Origin of the sequence: Pseudomonas sp. BF-R-24, assembly GCF_019947335.1 — a bacterium.
Lineage (GTDB): Bacteria > Pseudomonadota > Gammaproteobacteria > Pseudomonadales > Pseudomonadaceae > Aquipseudomonas > Aquipseudomonas jessenii.
In genome coordinates this window covers 76,731-93,726 of the sequence record NZ_JAGYGG010000013.1, presented here as the reverse complement: position 1 = coordinate 93,726, position 16,996 = coordinate 76,731, and the positions used below count along the sequence as shown (strand labels likewise).

Below are 16,996 nucleotides of genomic sequence, written 5' to 3'. Positions count from 1 at the left end.
TTCTCCAGATGTCTGGTCGTCAGATCCAGGAATGGCGATTAGGCAGCGTGCCGTTGAGGCGATAGGCGCCGACCGCGTGATACTTCCAGCGCACCGGGTCGTGCAGGGTGTGCACCCGGGCGTTGCGCCAGTGGCGGTCGAGGTTGAATTCGGCGAGGGTCGCGCGGCTGCCGGCCAGTTCGAGCAGCTTTTCGCTGGCCAGCAACGAAATCTCGGTGGTCAGCACTTTGGCTTCGGCCACGGCAATCGAGGCGCGGGCGGCGGACTCGGCGGTGAGTGGTGCGGCGCTGACGTCATCGAGCACTTGCCCGGCCTTGCGCAGCAGTGCTTCGGCGGCGTGCAGTTCGATTTTCAACCTGCCGATATCGGCGATCACGTACAGGTCATCACTGGCCCGCTCGACCTTGGCGTCGATCCATGGCCGGGCGCGGGTTTTCACGAAGTCGATAGCGTCGTCGATGGCGCCTCGGGCGATACCGGCGTCGATGGCCGCTTGAATCAGCTGCGAGACGGCACCCTGGATGTTCGGCGTGTCGTTGATCCGCCAGTTATCCACCACCAGTTCGGGGTCGGCCTGCACGTTGTTGAGCAAAATCGTGCCGCTGGCGGTGGTGCGCTGACCAAAACCGGACCAGTCATCGACAATGCGCAATCCCGGTGTGCCACGACGGATGAACGCCAGCACCTGCTTGCCATCGTCGTTCAACGCTTTGACCGCAACCCAATGAGCGAACAGTGAGCCGGTGGAATAGAACTTCTGGCCATTGACTACGCCGTCAGCGGTGATGCGCGCCTTCAGTTCCAGGGTGTTTTTGGTGCCGCGTTCCGGCCCGGCATTGCCGATGCGCCAGCCTTCCAGGACGCTTTTGAACAGTTGTTGTTTCTGCGCTTCGGTGGCGCTGCCGAGCACCAGGTTAAGAATGCCGAACTGGTTTTGCGGGATCTGCCCAAGCGCCGGGTCGGCGGCGGAAATGATCGCGAAGACCTCGGCCAGGGTGACGAACGAAACCTGCGGGCCACCGTACTCGCGGGGGATGGAAATGCTGCCCAGGCCGCTGCGGGTGAACTGCTCGATTTCCGACCATGGGAGCTTGCGCTGCTGGTCTCGTTTGGCTGCTTGCTGGCGGGCGACTTGCGCCAGTTCGTGGGCCGCCTTGATGGCTTGAGCGTCGTTGCGCAAGATTTGTGCGGGCAACAACAGCGGGGCGATGTCCAGGTCACTCTGGACGATTGCATCTGCCAGACTGGACATCAGTGCCGCTCCTTGGCTGCACGCAATGCCCTGGCGATCTGCACTGGGGTGATTGTGTTCCGGACCATACCTACCTCACATCTTATGGAAGCGCCGCTTGTGGCAGCGCATGAAAACAAGGATGTCCGGTGGTCCGGTGCATATACCCTAAACGTGTATAAATATTTTATGAACTAACTTTTAGGAATATAGATAGAAGGATGATTCCACTGCTGTGAGCTGACCCCTGTGTTCATTGCCTGCGGGATTCGGCGGCCTTGAGCACTTTTTTCGGGGGGACTTTCAGATAAGGATTGGCGCAACCGATTTTCAGCGTACGGGCCGGCGCCCAGCGGGAGTTGTTTCCCACCCGGTCGAGAATGCAGTACGTCACTTCCAGCCGCAGGTCTTCGCCGGCTTCGAGGATGATGGCCGGCGGTATCCAGACCTGAATCGGCTGACCCACATCGGCGGCCTTGAGCCGTGGCAGATCCATGCGCACATCGCCCCAGCGCAGGGTGATTTCGTCGTCGACGGCCATGTTCAGATACGGCTCGATGGTCAAGGGAACACCGCGCTTGACCTGGCTCGGATTGACCCCTTGACGGCGAATCGCCTCGGGAATGCTCACCGGTGCCAGGCACTGGTTTTCATCGCCGCACAGTGCGGAGGGTTGGCCGCCTGGGCAGTCGAGTTTGATCTGCACGTTTCGGCTGGCCGAAATCACCGGGTTTCGACCCACCTGCATGACCCGGTAGTGAATGTGCGAGGTCCCGTTGGCGACAAAACTTTCAGGCACCCGCAACTGCACCGGTTGGCCGACAGCGCTGGCCGTCAGCACGCGGGAGGCCACGTAGCAGTTGTCCCAGAACAGTTCGATCAGGTCGCCTTCGTCCATGGCTGGGTAGGGCGCCACATCGATCAGCAGGTGCGCCGCGCAAGTGACGTTGATGCCGGTCTTGTTGGATTGCGCCAGGGTCGGGGCCACAAGCCCGGATTTGTTCGAGGTGCTTTTCATGAAGTCTCCTTGAAGTCTTGCAGCGAAGTCCGTTTCTGGGGATTCAAAAACTAAATATCGAACAGCAAAACCATTCATTATTTTTAATTGAAATAATGAGTTTGGCGTGAAGAGTGATGTTGGTCGGAGACTAGATAAAAGTCAGGGGGAGCAAGTGTCAATAAGATTTATTAGTTGTGGGTGATGCGTGATGTTATTCAGAAAGTTCCTACGGCGCAAAGTAAGTAAACCATGCTGCTGCGTCGAATTTGTCCGCTGAAAGTTGCTGAAACCGGCGGCTCGGCTGGCGTTGCTGGCCAGGTGCTGCGAAGGGAACATGGTGGAGGTAGGGGGGGAATTGTTGCGATGCATATATATGTACCGCGCGCGCGTACAAAATATGTATATAGAATAGATGGGTTTAGTTTGGTATTGATGAGGTGTTATTTTCGGGGGTGTCACTTCCGTCCATGGAAGATGACCATTGTTGAGCAGGGTTGTTAGTTGTGGGCGTTATTCAGAAACTTGCTGAGAAACTGTTTTGTCCGCTCCTCTTTCGGGTTGGCAAACAATGCCTTTGCTTCGCCTTGCTCGACGATCACACCCTTGTCGAAAAACACCACCCGGTTGGCCACGTCCCGGGCAAAGCCCATTTCGTGGGTAACGATCACCATGGTGCGCTTCTCTTCGGCCAGGCCGCGGATGGTCGCCAATACCTCGCCCACCAGCTCCGGGTCGAGGGCCGAGGTCGGCTCATCGAACAGGATCACTTCGGGCTCCATCGCCAGCGCCCTGGCAATCGCCACGCGCTGTTGCTGGCCACCGGAGAGGCGACGCGGGTAAGCGTCCTCCTTGCCCGCCAGGCCGACCTTGGCCAAGAGCTTCTTACCCAGGGCAACGGCGTCGGCATGCGGGGTCTTCTTGACCACGATCGGGCCTTCGATGACGTTTTCCAGGGCGGTGCGATGGGGGAACAGGTTGAAGTTCTGGAACACGAAACCTACGTGCTGGCGCAAACGCCGCACCAGGCTCTGCTGCTGGTTCAGTGGGCGGCTGGTATCGACCTCGATATCGCCGACCTTGATCCGGCCGCTGGTGGGTTCTTCCAGAAAATTCAGGCAGCGCAGGAAGGTGGTCTTGCCCGAACCGCTAGGGCCGATGATCGCGACCACCTCGCCTTCCTTGACCTCAAGATCGATGCCGTTGAGCACGACTTGACCCTTGAACTGCTTTGTCAGTTTTTCCACGACAATCATCGGGTCAGGACTCCTGGTCGTGCCGATTGACCCGCGCTTCCAACTGGTTCTGCAGGTGCGACAGCACCGTGGCCAGGACCCAGTAGATCAGTGCGGCGGCAAGATACATGGTGAAGATTTCGAAGGTGCGGGCGGTGATCAGCTGCGCCTGACGGAACAGTTCCGGCACCTGGATGGTCGCGGCCAGCGCGGTGTCCTTGACCAGCGAAATGAAGCTGTTGCCCAGCGGCGGCAATGCGGTGCGCATCGCCTGCGGCAGGATGGCCCGGCGCAGGGTCTGCGCGCGGGTCATGCCGATACTGGCAGCCGCTTCCCACTGGCCGCGCTCGATGGAGCTGATCGCGGCACGCAGGATTTCACAGGCGTAGGCGGCCATGTTCAGCGAGAAGCCGATCAGGGCCGCTGGCAGCGGATCCAGTTCCAGACCCAATTGCGGCAAGCCGTAATAGATCACGAACAGTTGCACCAGCAACGGCGTGCCGCGAAAGAACGACACGTAGATGCGGGCGATCCAGCTCACCAGTTTGAAGCGCGACAGGCGCATCAGCGCCAGACCGAACCCCATCACCAGGCCGAAAAACATCCCGCCCAGGCTGAGGATGACCGTGTAATACGCGCCCTTGAGCAGAAAGGGCGCGGAGTCCAGTGCGAGTTGAAAAGCTTCTTCCATTATTGAGTGACGTCAGCGCTGAAGTATTTTTCCGAAAGCTTTTTCAGCGTACCGTCGGCGCGCAGCTTGTCGATGGCTTTGTTCACAGCTGCCAGCAGCTCAGGCTCGCCTTTGCGCAGGGCAATACCGGCTTCCTGACGGGAGAACGCATCACCGGCGGCGGTGGTGTCCTTGGCTTTCTTGGCGTATTCGAGCGCGGCCAGGCGGTCGATCAGAATGGCGTCGATGCGGCCGACACGCAGGTCCTGGAACTTGGTCGGATCATCTTCGTAGGTGCGGACGTCAGCCTTAGGCACATTTTCTTTCACCCACTGCTCGTAGTTGGTGCCCAGGCCTACGCCGACTTTCTTGCCAGACAGGTCAGCGGCGGACTTGATGTTCAGCTCGGCGACCTTCTTCGTCAGCACCAGCGCCTGAATACCGGAAACGGTGTACGGCTCGGAGAAGTCATACTTCTTCTTGCGCTCTTCGGAGATGGTCACCTGGTTGATCACTGCGTCCAGGCGCTTGGATTCCAGGGCCGCGAGGATGCCGTCCCATTTGGTCGGTTGCAGCTTGACCTTCACACCCAGCTCTTTGGCCAGGGCTTCGGAGAACTCGACTTCGAAGCCGGCCAGTTTGCCGTCGGCGTCGACGAAACTGAACGGTGGGTAGGTGCCTTCCAGGCCGACGTTGATTACGCCTTTGTCCTTGATTTGTTGCAGTTGCTCACCGGCAACCGCCTGGCCAATCAGGCCGGCGCTCAGTGCCAGGCCCAGCGAACCCACCAGCAGATTGCGACGTAGTGCGGAAAAATTCATGACAAGCCCCTGTGTTTTCTTATGGAAGACGCTTTTGCGAAAATTTGGCGAAATCGGGAATTAAGCGACAGCGCTATCCTGCCTTAAAGCAGCGTATGCGTCTCTCGGGAAATTCGCCTGTAGCATGACTATATGATGGCGTTTTTAGATTGGAAAATAATAATTAATCTTCTGGTTATTCCGTTTTGGAATTGCTTGCGTTTTTACTGTAGGAGCGTGCTTGCACGCGATGGTCGTCAACGATAACGCTTGCAACCTGACACCCCGCGGTGCCCTGTCGTCCATCGCGAGCAAGCTCGCTCCTACAGGAAATCCTTGTAGGCAAACAGCGCCGGTGCCCCGCCGGTGTGCAGGAAGATAATCGGCCCCTCGTTGAAACGCTGACGGCCGATCCCGTCCAGCAAGCCCGCCATGGCCTTGCCAGTGTAGACCGGGTCCAGCAGCAAGCCTTCCTGACTCGCCAGCAGTTTCACCGCCGCCAGTGTGCCGGCATTCGGCTCGCCATAACGCGGGGCGAAATACTCATCCCACAACTCGACCTTGAAAGCCTCCGGCAGGCTGACGCCCAGCAACTCGGCGGTGCGTTCGGCCAGGCCTTGAACCTTTGGTCGCTGATCTTCATCGCTGCGCGAAACCGTCACGCCAATCACTGGCAGATCCGGCAGCGCTTCACTCAAGGCCAGTGCCAGGCCGCTGTGGGTACCGGCGCTGCCCGAGGCCAGGACCACAGCGGCGAACTTCAGGCCGGTGTCTTTGATCTGCTCGGCCAGTTCCAGCCCGGCGCGTACGTAACCCAGGGCGCCCAAGGCATTGGAACCACCGATCGGCACCAGGTACGGCTTCTTGCCGTTGCTGCACAGTCGGTTGGCCAGGGCTTGCAGTTGCTCGTCGGCGTTGTCGAGGTTTTCCACCAGTTCGACCTTGGCATCGAACAGGTCAAGCAGCAGGCGGTTGCCGTTGCCGGTGTAATTGCTGTCGTCAGTGCCCAGAGGATTTTCCAGAAGGGCTACGCAGCCCAGCCCCAACTTTGCGGCAATGGCGGCTGTCTGGCGCACGTGGTTCGATTGCAGCGCGCCCGCCGTGATCAAGGTGTCGGCACCCTGGGCCAAGGCATCGGCGGCCAGGTATTCGAGTTTGCGCAGCTTGTTGCCGCCCATCGCCAGCGGCGTCAGGTCATCGCGCTTGACGTACAGGTCGCGGCCCAGCCAGGTCGACAGGCGTTCAAGTTTTTCCAGGGCGGTGGGCTGACCGAGCAGGTCGAGGCGGTTAAAGCGGGCGAGCTGTTGTTTGATCATGAGTCCGTACTGGCGGTTGAAGATCTCAGGACTATAGGCACGCCCAAAAGCCGGGGCAACCGTCAATCGCTTATAGCCAATCGAACTGAGCACAGCACTATTGGTTCTTAATTTGCCTTGCGACCCTTGCCGTAAAGTAATCGCCGTCAGTGCGGCCAGACAGTCCGGCCGCCCGTGAGGAGTTTTTACCGTGAGTGAGCGTTCCAGCCATTGGCAATTGCAGACCATCGTCAGCCAGCTGCGCACGGCACGTGAACAGTGGCGTGCACAAAACGGCCGGGCCAGCGGCGAGCAGGGCGGTCGCGAATTGCCGTCCCGCGCAGCCATGGCGGAGATTCTCGAAGCGCTGTGCGGTGCGTTGTTCCCGATGCGCCTGGGGCCGGTTGACCTGCGCGAAGAGAGCGAAGATTTTTACGTCGGCCACACCCTCGATGTGGCGCTGAATGCGCTGTTGGCCCAAGCGCGGCTCGAATTGCGCTACGCCGCGCGCCACAGTGCCCAGGCCGAGACTGAAGTCGAAACCAAAACCATCCAGATCATTCAGGACTTCGCCCTCGCTTTGCCAGGGTTGCGCAGCCTGTTGGACACTGACGTATTGGCTGCCTATCACGGTGACCCGGCGGCGCGCAGTGTCGATGAGGTGCTGTTGTGCTACCCGGGGATTCTGGCGGTGATTCACCATCGTCTGGCCCACCATTTGTATCGCGCCGGGTTGCCGCTGCTGGCGCGGATCAGCGCGGAAATCGCTCACTCGGCCACCGGCATCGACATTCACCCTGGAGCGCAGATCGGCCGCAGTTTCTTCATCGACCACGGGACGGGTGTGGTGATTGGCGAAACCGCGATCATCGGCGAGCGCGTGCGGATCTATCAGGCGGTGACTTTGGGCGCCAAGCGCTTCCCGGCGGACGAAGACGGTCAGTTGCAGAAAGGCCAGCCACGGCACCCGATAGTCGAGGATGACGTGGTGATTTATGCCGGGGCGACGATTCTCGGGCGGATCACCATCGGCCAGGGTTCGACCATCGGCGGCAACGTCTGGCTGACCCGCAGCGTGCCGGCGGGCAGCAACCTGACCCAGGCGAATCTGCAGCATGATGATGGGGCGCAGAAGTAGGCCTCTAAATCTCCACTGATTTCTCAGGCCTCATCGCGAGCAAGCTCGCTCCCACAGGGGGACGCGGTCAACTGTGGGAGCGAGCTTGCTCGCGATCGGATTTCAAGCCGAATCGAGCCAGTGGCCCTGATTTGATCCTGCGCCGAACCCTCCCTTGAGCTAGCGTAATACCAGTACCGCCGAGCCCTGCGATTAGTCCTTAGCCCCCTATCCATGTTTAACTTGAACGTTCATTCAAGTTAAACCGGCGGTTCGCTGCCCGCTCACAACAGGAGGCTTGCCTTTGCTGAGTCCGATTTCTACAGCCACGTTTTACCCCTTCGAGGTGCACCGAACATGAGTGCATCGTCCATCCCTCCAAGCGGCCTGATCCGCATGAATCCGCCGGTGTTCTGGTTCTCGGCAAGCTTCATTCTGTTGTTTGGTGTCGTTGTCATCGCCATGCCCGAGCAGGCCGGTGCCTGGTTGCTGGCGGCGCAAAACTGGGCGGCCAATACGGTCGGCTGGTATTACCTGCTGGCGATGACCCTGTATCTGGTCTTCGTGGTGGTCACCGCCTTGTCCGGCTACGGCAAGATCAAGCTCGGTGCCGACCACGACGAACCCGAATTCAGTTATTTGTCCTGGGCGGGCATGCTGTTCGCCGCCGGGATCAGCATCACCCTGTTTTTCTTCTGTGTGTCCGAGCCGCTGACCCACATGCTGCAACCGCCCCAGGGCGAGGCCGGTACGGCAGATGCTGCGCGCCAGGCGATGCAGATTCTGTTTCTGCACTGGGGCCTGCATGGCTGGGGCGTGTTCGCCTTTGTCGGCATGGCGCTGGCCTACTTTGCCTACCGGCATAACCTGCCACTGGCCCTGCGCTCGGCGCTGTATCCGCTGATCGGCAAGCGCATCAATGGCCCCATCGGCTACGCGGTGGATGGCTTCGGCATCATCGCCACGGTGTTCGGCCTCGGTGCCGATATGGGCTTCGGTGTGTTGCACCTCAACTCGGGCCTGGACTACCTGTTCGGCATCGCCCACACCCAATGGGTTCAGGTCGGCCTGATCACCTTGATGATGGGCGCTGCGATCATCGTTGCCGTATCCGGCGTCGACAAGGGTGTGCGGGTCATGTCCGACATCAACATGCTGCTGGCCTGTGCGCTGCTGCTGTTCGTGTTGTTTGCCGGCCCCACGCAGCACCTGCTCAACACCCTGATCCAGAACCTTGGCGATTACCTCGGCGCCTTGCCGATGAAGAGTTTCGACCTCTACGCCTACGACAAACCCAGCGACTGGCTGGGCGGCTGGACAGTGTTCTACTGGGCCTGGTGGATAGCATGGTCACCGTTCGTGGGCCTGTTCATTGCTCGGATTTCCCGTGGTCGCACCATCCGTGAGTTCGTCTTCGGCGTGCTGTTGATTCCGCTCGGCTTCACCCTGGCGTGGATGTCGATCTTCGGCAACAGCGCCATCGATCAAGTGCTCAACCACGGCATGAGCGCGCTCGGCATGTCGGCCATCGACAATCCGTCGATGACGCTCTACCTGTTGCTGGAAACCTACCCGTGGAGCAAAACCGTTATTGCGGTCACGGTGTTCATCAGCTTCGTGTTCTTCGTCACCTCCGCCGACTCCGGCACCGTGGTGCTGTCGACGCTGTCCGCCAAGGGCGGCAATCCTGATGAAGACGGGCCGAAATGGCTGCGGGTGTTCTGGGGCGCGATGACCGCATTGGTGACCAGCGCGCTGCTGTTTTCCGGCAGTATCGATGCGTTGAAGTCGGCGGTGGTCCTGACCTCGTTGCCGTTCTCGCTGATCTTGCTGTTGATGATGTGGGGGCTGCACAAGGCGTTTTATCTGGAATCGCAGAAGCAGATTGCGCAGATGCATTCCTTGGCACCGGTGTCCGGTTCACGGCGGGGCGGTTGGCGCCAGCGCCTGAGTCAGGCGGTGCATTTCCCGTCGCGGGATGAGGTCTACCGTTTCCTCGATACGACGGTGCGTCCGGCGATTGAAGAAGTGTCTGCCGTGTTCACCGAAAAGGGTTTGCACGTAGCGACACACCCGGACCCGGCCAATGACAGCGTCAGCCTGGAAATCGGCCATGGCGACCAGCATCCGTTCGTTTATCAGGTGCAGATGCGCGGCTATTTCACGCCATCGTTTGCCCGTGGCGGCATGGGTTCCAAGCAACTCAACAATCGCCGTTACTACCGGGCCGAAGTGCATTTGAGCGAGGGCAGTCAGGATTACGATCTGGTGGGCTACTCCAAGGAGCAGATCATCAACGACATCCTCGACCAGTACGAACGGCACATGCAGTTCCTGCATCTGGTGCGTTGATCAAGGCCTTCACGTTTCGGTGGTCAACACCATGAACAACACCAGCGCCGCCACCGGGACACCGAATACGGCGCTACCGACCACCAGTTCGCTGCTCAATGGCTGGCCGGCATGCACTATGCCGACTGCGCCATTGATTAGCGTCAGCGCCAGCCACAGCAGGATAAAACTGTAGGCCAGGGTCTGGCGGGTGAAGCCGACTTTCTCGCCGATGTAGAGCATCAGCGCCAGGAGAATCAGGCCGAAGGTGATGATGATGGTGGTGTGCATGGTGGGTTCTGCCTGCCGGATATGTATTGACGGGGCGACCGCCTTCGCGAGCAAGCCCGCTCCCACATTGATCCTGATTGCTCACAAAATTTGTGTTCAAAGGAGGTCTCTTGTGGGAGCGGGCTTGCTCGCGAAGGGGTCACCTCGGTATTGGTTTGAGCATAGTTAAACCAACCCACCATTCACCCGCAAAATCTGCCCGTTGACCCACGCCGAATCCGGCCCGACCAAAAGCGACACCACACGGGCAATATCTTCTGGCTGACCCAAACGCTCCAGCGGCGCCATTTTGGCGAAGGTCTGGATCTGTTCTTCGCTCTTGCCATGCAGGAACAAGTCGGTGGCCACGGGCCCCGGGGCCACGGCGTTGACGGTGATGTTGCGTCCGCGCATTTCCTTGGCGAATACCTGGGTCAGAGATTCCACTGCCGCTTTGCTGGCGATGTACACCGCGTAGCCCGGCAGGTTCATGCCGACGGTGCTGCTGGAGAAGTTGATGATCCGGCCACCGCTGTTCAGGCGGGTTGCCGCTTCACGCAGGGTATTGAAGGTGCCGCGAGCGTGGATGTTGAAGTTCTGCTCGAACAGTTCGTCGCTGTGTTGCGCCAGCGGCAGCACTTTGAGGATGCCGGCGTTGTTCACCAACACATCGACCTTGCCGAGCTGGGTTTCAACCTCGTCGAACATCCGGCGTACGTCGTCGGCGTTGGCCACATCGGCCTTGATCGCCAGGGCCTGGTAACCGGCCTGACGCAGCTCCACCACCCGTTTCGAGGCTTCGGTGGCGCTGCTGGCGTAGTTGATGGCAACGGCGAAACCTTCGCTGGCCAGTTGTTTGGCGATGACCGCGCCAATGCCGCGGGAGGCGCCGGTCACGATGGCAACTTTCGGAGTTTGATGAGCCATGTTGGTGTTCCTGTTGATGGGGTGTGAAGCCAATTTCACATGTTTACTCAGGGCGATAAATACACGAGAGTTGCCTTGACTGTTCAATAATCGCCAACAATCGAGTGCCTGGAGTGAGCCGTGGACCAAGTCAAAGCGATGAAGGTTTTTGTGCGGATCTACGAGCGCAGCAGCTTCACGCAGGCTGCCGATGACCTGAACCTGCCACGCGCGACGCTGACCCACACCTTGAATCAGTTCGAGGCTTGGCTGGGTACGCGTTTGTTGGAGCGCAGCACGCGTAAAGTGCGTCCGACGCTGGATGGCGAGGCTTACTACCTGCGTTGCGTGCAACTGCTGGCAGAGCTGGAAGAAGCGGAATTGGCGTTTCGCGGTGTGGCACCGAAGGGGCGGTTGCGGGTGGACTTGCACGGGACATTGGCCAAGCACTTCGTGATCCCGGCTTTGCCACAATTCATGGCGCGTTATCCCGACATCGAGCTGTCCATCAGCGAGGCTGACCGCTTTGTCGACCTGATCGCCGAAGGCGTCGACTGCGTGCTGCGCGCCGGCACTTTGAGCGACTCCGCGCTGATCGGAAAACGTGTCGCCAACCTACGCCAGATCACCTGCGCCAGTCCTGCCTATCTGCGTAAGAACGGCGAGCCAAAAAGCCTCGACGACCTGAAGAACCACCGCGCGGTGAACTACGTCTCACGCACCACCGCCAAGTTGTTCCCGTTCGAATTCATGGTGGACGGCGAACTCAGGGAAGTGACCATCGATGGCGCCGTTTCGGTGTTCGGCGCCGAAATCTACGCAGCCTCGGCCATCGCCGGACTGGGCTTGATCCAGTGCCCGCATTACCGGATGGAAACGCAGATCACCCAGGGGCTGGTGAAGGAAATCCTCACCGAGACACCGCCGCCGCCAATGCCGGTGTCAGTGCTTTATCCACACAATCGACACATGTCGCCACGGGTTCGGGTATTTGTGGATTGGTTGGGAGAGGTGTTTGCGCAGGCCCGGTAGCTGGTAAATGGGGAGCATATGAAACGTTTCAGCCATTAGTCGAATCCGGGGTTTTCTGGCGTCTGTCCGGGCGTATGCTGGGCGACTGGCAAAGCAGTCGATACCAGATTCAAGACAGACAAGAGAGGATTCGATGACTTACACCGCTGCCGAAAACCGCTACGACTCCATCCCTTACCGCCGCGTGGGCCGCAGCGGCCTGGTGCTGCCGGCGCTGTCGTTGGGCCTGTGGCACAACTTCGGCGACAGCACGCCGATCGATACCCAGCGCGCGTTGTTGCGCACGGCATTCGATCTGGGCATCAACCATTTCGACCTGGCCAACAACTACGGCCCGCCGTATGGCAGCGCCGAGATCAACTTCGGCCGTTTACTGCGCGAAGACTTCAAGCAGTACCGCGACGAGCTGATCATTTCCAGCAAGGCCGGTTGGGACATGTGGCCCGGCCCTTACGGTCAGGGCGGCGGTTCGCGCAAGTACGTGCTGGCCAGCCTCGACCAGAGCCTGCAACGCCTGGGCGTGGACTACGTCGACATCTTTTATTCCCACCGCTTCGATCCGGACACCCCGCTGGAAGAAACCGCCAGCGCACTGGCCACTGCGGTGCAGCAGGGCAAGGCGCTGTACATCGGCATTTCGTCCTATTCCGGGGTGAAAACCCGCGAAATGGCGGCGTTGCTCAAAGAGTGGAAAGTGCCGCTGCTGATTCACCAACCGGCCTACAACCTGCTCAATCGCTGGGTGGAAAAAGACCTGCTCGATACCACCGACCAACTCGGCACGGGCGTGATTGCCTTCACCCCGCTGGCGCAGGGCCTGCTGACCGACAAATACCTCAACGGCGTGCCGACGGATGCACGGGTCAATCGTCCGGGCGGTGGTTCGTTGCAGGCGTCGCACTTGTCCGAGGCCAACATCGCCCAGGTGCGGGCACTCAACGAAATCGCCCAGCGTCGTGGCCAGAGCCTGGCGCAACTGGCGCTGGCCTGGACCCTGCGCGATCCTCGGGTCACTTCGGCCTTGATTGGCGCGAGCCGGCCGGAGCAGATCATCGAAAACGTCGGGGCGTTGAAGAACCTGAGCTTTAGTGCAGAGGAACTGGCGGAGATTGACCGGTTTGCCCAGGAGGGCGGGATCAATCTTTGGGAGAAGCCTTCGACGGCTGAGTAACTTGTCGGCGTCTGTTCCGTCCCCATCGCGAGCAGGCTCGCTCCCACAGGGTATGTGCTTGACGCAGATCCAATGTGGGAGCGAGCCTGCTCGCGAGGGGCCGGATCGGCCAATAAAGAAATCAGGGTTCAGCGAAAAAACGGCACATCCCCCAACACCGTCGCCCGCTGCATCACCCGCCGCGCCGGCCGGTAGTCATCCACCGCGTAATGCTGGGTCACGCGGTTATCCCAGAATGCGATGTCGTCTTTCTGCCAGCGCCAGCGAATGGTGAATTCCGGCCGCGTTGAATGGGCGAACAGGAACTTCAGAATCGCCTCGCTCTCGGTTTCCGACAGCTCGTTGATCTTCGAAGTGAAACCTTCGTTGACGAACAACGAACGCCGCCCGCTTACCGGGTGCGTGCGGATCACCGGGTGCGACAGCGGCGGATTCTTGCGCCGTGCTTCTTCCCACTGGGCCAGTGCCTGGGGCGTGTTGCCATAGCGCTCCAGCGGAAACGAACGGGTGAAGTCATGGGTGGCGGTCAGACCTTCGAGCAAGGTTTTCAGCGGCGTCGACAGGGCTTCATAGGCGGCAATCCCGCTGGCCCATAACGTGTCGCCACCAAACTCCGGCAGCAGCTTGGCACTGAGCACCGCACCCATGGCCGGGGTCGGCAGGAAGGTCACGTCGGTGTGCCAGATCGCGTTGTCGCGCACGTCGGTGACGGCGGTGTCGAGGATCAGCACTTCCGGTTGTTCCGGCACATTGGGGTAGATCGGGTGAATGTGCAGGTCGCCGAAATTCGCGGCGAATCGCGCCTGTTGCTGTGGCGTGATCGGTTGGTCACGGAAGAACAGCACCTGATGCTTGAGCAGGGCCTGTTCGATGGCATCGCGCTGTTCAACGTTCAGCGGCTGACTGATGTCGATGCCGCTGATCTGTGCACCGAGGGCGGAGCTTAGGGGGACGATGGTCAGGTGGCTCATGGTGGTTCTCTTAAATCCGGGGGGCCGTGCTTTTTGTGGGAGCGGGCTTGCTCGCGAAGAGGGCGTGTCATTCAACATTTATGTCACTTGATACACCGCTTTCGCGAGCAAGCCCGCTCCCACAGGTTTATTCAGTAATCAGTGGGCCTGACCATGCCACGGCACCAATTTGCGTTGCAGGGCACGCAGGCCCATCTCCATCGCGAAGGCGATCAGTGCGATCACCAGAATCCCCAGTACCACCACATCGGTGACCAAAAACTGTGCGGCCGATTGCACCATGAAGCCCAGTCCGCTGGTGGCGGCGATCAGTTCGGCGGCGACCAGCGTCGACCAACCCACGCCGAGGCCAATGCGCACACCGGTCAGGATATCCGGCAAGGCACTCGGCAAAATGACGTGGCGAATCAACTGCACGCGCGTTGCGCCGAGCGACTGCGCGGCACGCAGTTTGGCCGGGTCGACCGTGCGCACACCGGTGGCGGTGGCAATGGCAATCGGGGCGAAGATTGCCAGGTAGATCAGCAGCACTTTCGACAATTCACCGATGCCGCACCAGATCACGATCAGTGGTAGATAAGCCAACGGCGGAATCGGTCGGTAGAACTCGATCAGCGGGTCGAGCACGCCACGGGCGATACGGTTGGCGCCGATGGCGATTCCTACCGGCACGGCGGTGAGAATCGCAAAGCCGAGGCCCAGACCGATGCGGCTCAGACTCGCGCCCAGGTGCTGCCACAGGGTTGAATCCATATAACCCGAGGTCGCCAATAGCCAGCCTTTTTGCAGCACGGCGGAAGGTGGTGGCAGGAACAGCGGCTCGATCAAGCCGGTCGCCGTCACGGCCCACCATATGGCAACGAGAACGACCAGCGTCAGCACACTGATCCAGCGAGTGCTCAAACGGCGACTTGCCGGAATTACGGCTGAGCCTGGCGTTATCGCCGCGACGGGAATTTCGTAACTGCTCATGCGCGCTCCTGCCGCTGGGCGGCGCTGCGTTGGGAGAACACTTTGGCGAGTACGTGTTCGCGGGTTTCGATAAAACGCGGGTCGGACTTGATCGAGCGGGCCGACTCACCGGCGGCATAACGCTGACCGAAATCGAGGCTCAGGCGTTCGACGATTTGCCCTGGGTTGGGCGCCAACAGAATCAGGTCGGTGGCGAGGAACACGGCTTCTTCGATGTCGTGGGTGATCAGGAACACCGGCTTGGCGGTGCGTTGCCAGACCTGCAGCAACAGTTCTTGCATCTGCTCGCGGGTAAAGGCGTCGAGGGCGCCGAAAGGTTCGTCCATCAGCAACACGCGCGGGTCGGCGGCGAGGGCGCGAGCCAGGCCGACACGCTGCTTCTGGCCGCCCGAAAGCTGCCAGATGCGGCGCTGTTCAAAACCGGACAGATCGACCAGGGCGAGCATTTCCCTGGCGCGAGCTTCGCGTTTTTCCCGGGCGATACCGGCCAGCTCCAGGCCGAACCCGACGTTGGCCAGCACGTCTTGCCATGGCAGCAGCGCGTCGTCCTGGAACACCACGCCACGCTCGGCACTCGGGCCTTTGACGGGCACGCCGTCGAGGGTGATGCGCCCGGCGCTGGGTTCGACGAAACCGGCAATCAGGTTCAACAGCGAAGTCTTGCCACTGCCGGACGGGCCGAGGGCGACCAGCAATTGCCGGGGCCCCAGGCTCAGGGAGACATCCGCCAACACCGGTTCCGGGTTGCCGGGGTACTGTGCGCTGATGCGCTCCAGCTGTAGCAAGGCCATCGCGTTGACTCCCGATCAGTTGGTGATGAACTTGGCGCTGACGTACGGCGCGTAGTCCGGCAGCACGGCCTCGACCTTGCCTTGTTCCTTGAGGAACGCCGCGGTGTCGGTGATGGCTTTGGTGGTCGGCGCGCCGAGGGTGAGCACCTGGTCAGCCGCCAGCGGGTAGACGTTGCCTTGCAGCAGCAATGGAATATCACTGGCCTTGGCACCAGACAGTTTTACCAGCTTGTCGACGTTGCCCTGATTGGCGAGCCAGGCTTGCGGGTCTTTGCGGTAATCGGCGTAGGCGTCCAGAGTCACTTTGGCGAACGCGGTGACGATCTCCGGGTGCTTCTCGGCGAAATCCTTGCGCACGATCCAGGCATCGAAAGTCGGTGCGCCGAACTTGGCCAGCTCGCCGGAGGTGATCAGCACTTTGCCGTTTTCCTTGGCGACACCGAGGGCCGGATCCCAAACGTACGTGGCGTCGATGTCACCGCGTTTCCAGGCGGCAATGATCGCGGGTGGAGCCAGGTTGAGAACGGTGACTTTCGACGGGTCGATGTTCCAGTGCTTCAGCGCGGCGAGCAGGCTGTAGTGGCCGGTGGATACAAACGGCACGGCGATTTTCTTGCCGATCAGGTCTTGCGGGGTCTTGATCCCGGAACCGTCGCGGGCGACCAAGGCTTCGGCGGCGCCGATCTGGGTGGCGATGAGGAAGGTTTCTACCGGGACTTTGCGAGTGATGGCGGCGGTCAGGGGGCTGGAACCGAGGTAGCCGATCTGCACGTCACCAGAGGCGATGGCGGCGATGATATCGGCACCGTTGTCGAATTTGCGCCAGCTGATATCGACCTTGGTGGCCTTTTCGTAGGCACCGTCAGCCTGGGCGACTTTCGCCGGGTCAACGGTGGTCTGGTAGGCGACGGTGAAGTCGGCCGCTTGGGCCAGGAAACTCGCTGTCGCCAAAGAAGCGGCCGCCAGCAAGCGTAGAGGGAAAGTCAGTTTCATCAGAAAGCTCCTTGTCAGGCGACCGAGTGTCGGCGTGAGAAAGAGACTAAATGATCTAAGAATTCGAAAATAAATAACTTTTTCGAATTAGCTTATGAGAGGACAACTTGAGGAGCGACCGCTTCGCGGTCATCGCGAGCAAGCTCGCTCCCACAGTGGACCATTGAACCCTGTGGGAGCGAGCTTGCTCCGGGCGGCGTTCCGACGATAAGGT

At 60.2% G+C, this 16,996-nt stretch carries 16 protein-coding genes; 4 read left to right on the top strand and 12 right to left on the bottom strand.

Annotated elements, in window-relative coordinates:
• Positions 1-19: 19 nt before the first annotated feature.
• The 6 genes from KGA98_RS13135 to KGA98_RS13110 form a co-directional block, all read right to left on the bottom strand.
• Positions 20-1,252, bottom strand: a complete 1,233-nt coding sequence (locus KGA98_RS13135; protein ID WP_223502495.1) for an SfnB family sulfur acquisition oxidoreductase — start codon at positions 1,250-1,252, stop codon at positions 20-22.
• Between the two features lie 232 nt (positions 1,253-1,484).
• Complete coding sequence (locus KGA98_RS13130) at positions 1,485-2,249, bottom strand: hypothetical protein (protein WP_223502494.1); 765 nt, start codon at positions 2,247-2,249, stop codon at positions 1,485-1,487.
• 479 nt (positions 2,250-2,728) lie between these two features.
• Positions 2,729-3,484, bottom strand: a complete 756-nt coding sequence (gene tcyN, locus KGA98_RS13125; RefSeq protein ID WP_108216113.1) for an L-cystine ABC transporter ATP-binding protein TcyN — start codon at positions 3,482-3,484, stop codon at positions 2,729-2,731.
• Positions 3,485-3,488: 4 nt separating this feature from the next.
• Positions 3,489-4,154: a cystine ABC transporter permease gene (gene tcyL / locus KGA98_RS13120; RefSeq protein WP_007983131.1), complete on the bottom strand. Its 666-nt coding sequence runs from the start codon at positions 4,152-4,154 to the stop codon at positions 3,489-3,491.
• Positions 4,154-4,954 (bottom strand): cystine ABC transporter substrate-binding protein, encoded by an 801-nt coding sequence (tcyJ, locus tag KGA98_RS13115; protein WP_223502493.1) that lies wholly within the window; start codon positions 4,952-4,954, stop codon positions 4,154-4,156. The genes tcyL and tcyJ overlap by 1 nt, the downstream gene beginning before the upstream one ends.
• A gap of 302 nt (positions 4,955-5,256) precedes the next feature.
• A complete protein-coding gene (locus tag KGA98_RS13110; protein WP_057712479.1) occupies positions 5,257-6,249 on the bottom strand; it encodes a D-cysteine desulfhydrase in 993 nt (330 codons plus the stop codon).
• A 190-nt stretch (positions 6,250-6,439) separates the two neighbouring features.
• Here KGA98_RS13110 and epsC point away from each other — a divergent pair, with 190 nt between their 5' ends.
• The gene (gene epsC, locus KGA98_RS13105) at positions 6,440-7,366 is read left to right on the top strand and encodes a serine O-acetyltransferase EpsC (protein ID WP_223502492.1); all 927 of its coding nucleotides are present in this window, start codon (positions 6,440-6,442) and stop codon (positions 7,364-7,366) included.
• Between the two features lie 375 nt (positions 7,367-7,741).
• Positions 7,742-9,697, top strand: coding sequence for a choline transporter BetT (betT, locus tag KGA98_RS13100; protein ID WP_191626061.1), 1,956 nt, complete (start codon positions 7,742-7,744; stop codon positions 9,695-9,697).
• A gap of 9 nt (positions 9,698-9,706) precedes the next feature.
• On the opposite strand, the gene KGA98_RS13095 is transcribed toward betT, so the two are convergent.
• Both KGA98_RS13095 and KGA98_RS13090 read right to left on the bottom strand, forming a co-directional pair.
• Positions 9,707-9,967 carry a hypothetical protein gene (locus KGA98_RS13095; protein WP_102670676.1) on the bottom strand — a complete coding sequence of 87 codons (261 nt, stop codon included), beginning with the start codon at positions 9,965-9,967 and terminating at the stop codon, positions 9,707-9,709.
• A gap of 165 nt (positions 9,968-10,132) precedes the next feature.
• Complete coding sequence (locus KGA98_RS13090) at positions 10,133-10,873, bottom strand: SDR family oxidoreductase (RefSeq protein WP_223502491.1); 741 nt, start codon at positions 10,871-10,873, stop codon at positions 10,133-10,135.
• Positions 10,874-10,993: 120 nt separating this feature from the next.
• Here KGA98_RS13090 and KGA98_RS13085 point away from each other — a divergent pair, with 120 nt between their 5' ends.
• Both KGA98_RS13085 and mgrA read left to right on the top strand, forming a co-directional pair.
• Positions 10,994-11,884 (top strand): LysR family transcriptional regulator, encoded by an 891-nt coding sequence (locus KGA98_RS13085; protein WP_223502490.1) that lies wholly within the window; start codon positions 10,994-10,996, stop codon positions 11,882-11,884.
• Positions 11,885-12,017: 133 nt separating this feature from the next.
• Positions 12,018-13,055, top strand: a complete 1,038-nt coding sequence (gene mgrA / locus KGA98_RS13080) for an L-glyceraldehyde 3-phosphate reductase (RefSeq protein ID WP_223502489.1) — start codon at positions 12,018-12,020, stop codon at positions 13,053-13,055.
• Positions 13,056-13,183: 128 nt separating this feature from the next.
• Here the strand turns inward: mgrA and tauD are convergent, their stop codons facing one another.
• The 4 genes from tauD to tauA all read right to left on the bottom strand — a co-directional run bounded on the left by tauD (position 13,184) and on the right by tauA (position 16,782).
• Positions 13,184-14,026 carry a taurine dioxygenase gene (gene tauD, locus KGA98_RS13075; protein WP_223502488.1) on the bottom strand — a complete coding sequence of 281 codons (843 nt, stop codon included), beginning with the start codon at positions 14,024-14,026 and terminating at the stop codon, positions 13,184-13,186.
• A gap of 138 nt (positions 14,027-14,164) precedes the next feature.
• Positions 14,165-14,998: a taurine ABC transporter permease TauC gene (gene tauC / locus KGA98_RS13070; RefSeq protein WP_223502487.1), complete on the bottom strand. Its 834-nt coding sequence runs from the start codon at positions 14,996-14,998 to the stop codon at positions 14,165-14,167.
• Positions 14,995-15,789 (bottom strand): taurine ABC transporter ATP-binding subunit, encoded by a 795-nt coding sequence (gene tauB, locus KGA98_RS13065; RefSeq protein ID WP_223502486.1) that lies wholly within the window; start codon positions 15,787-15,789, stop codon positions 14,995-14,997. Before tauB ends, tauC begins: the two co-directional genes overlap by 4 nt.
• A gap of 15 nt (positions 15,790-15,804) precedes the next feature.
• Positions 15,805-16,782, bottom strand: a complete 978-nt coding sequence (gene tauA, locus KGA98_RS13060; protein WP_223502485.1) for a taurine ABC transporter substrate-binding protein — start codon at positions 16,780-16,782, stop codon at positions 15,805-15,807.
• Positions 16,783-16,996 lie beyond the last annotated feature (214 nt).

What these genes read in the sequence shown, in the direction of transcription:
- KGA98_RS13135 (WP_223502495.1), bottom strand. Translation starts at nt 1,252, where the DNA reads ATGTCCAGTCTGGCAGATGCAATCGTCCAGAGTGACCTGGACATCGCC.
- KGA98_RS13130 (WP_223502494.1), bottom strand. Translation starts at nt 2,249, where the DNA reads ATGAAAAGCACCTCGAACAAATCCGGGCTTGTGGCCCCGACCCTGGCG.
- tcyN (WP_108216113.1), bottom strand. Translation starts at nt 3,484, where the DNA reads ATGATTGTCGTGGAAAAACTGACAAAGCAGTTCAAGGGTCAAGTCGTG.
- tcyL (WP_007983131.1), bottom strand. Translation starts at nt 4,154, where the DNA reads ATGGAAGAAGCTTTTCAACTCGCACTGGACTCCGCGCCCTTTCTGCTC.
- tcyJ (WP_223502493.1), bottom strand. Translation starts at nt 4,954, where the DNA reads ATGAATTTTTCCGCACTACGTCGCAATCTGCTGGTGGGTTCGCTGGGC.
- KGA98_RS13110 (WP_057712479.1), bottom strand. Translation starts at nt 6,249, where the DNA reads ATGATCAAACAACAGCTCGCCCGCTTTAACCGCCTCGACCTGCTCGGT.
- betT (WP_191626061.1), top strand. Translation starts at nt 7,742, where the DNA reads ATGAATCCGCCGGTGTTCTGGTTCTCGGCAAGCTTCATTCTGTTGTTT.
- KGA98_RS13095 (WP_102670676.1), bottom strand. Translation starts at nt 9,967, where the DNA reads ATGCACACCACCATCATCATCACCTTCGGCCTGATTCTCCTGGCGCTG.
- KGA98_RS13090 (WP_223502491.1), bottom strand. Translation starts at nt 10,873, where the DNA reads ATGGCTCATCAAACTCCGAAAGTTGCCATCGTGACCGGCGCCTCCCGC.
- mgrA (WP_223502489.1), top strand. Translation starts at nt 12,018, where the DNA reads ATGACTTACACCGCTGCCGAAAACCGCTACGACTCCATCCCTTACCGC.
- tauD (WP_223502488.1), bottom strand. Translation starts at nt 14,026, where the DNA reads ATGAGCCACCTGACCATCGTCCCCCTAAGCTCCGCCCTCGGTGCACAG.
- tauC (WP_223502487.1), bottom strand. Translation starts at nt 14,998, where the DNA reads ATGAGCAGTTACGAAATTCCCGTCGCGGCGATAACGCCAGGCTCAGCC.
- tauB (WP_223502486.1), bottom strand. Translation starts at nt 15,789, where the DNA reads ATGGCCTTGCTACAGCTGGAGCGCATCAGCGCACAGTACCCCGGCAAC.
- tauA (WP_223502485.1), bottom strand. Translation starts at nt 16,782, where the DNA reads ATGAAACTGACTTTCCCTCTACGCTTGCTGGCGGCCGCTTCTTTGGCG.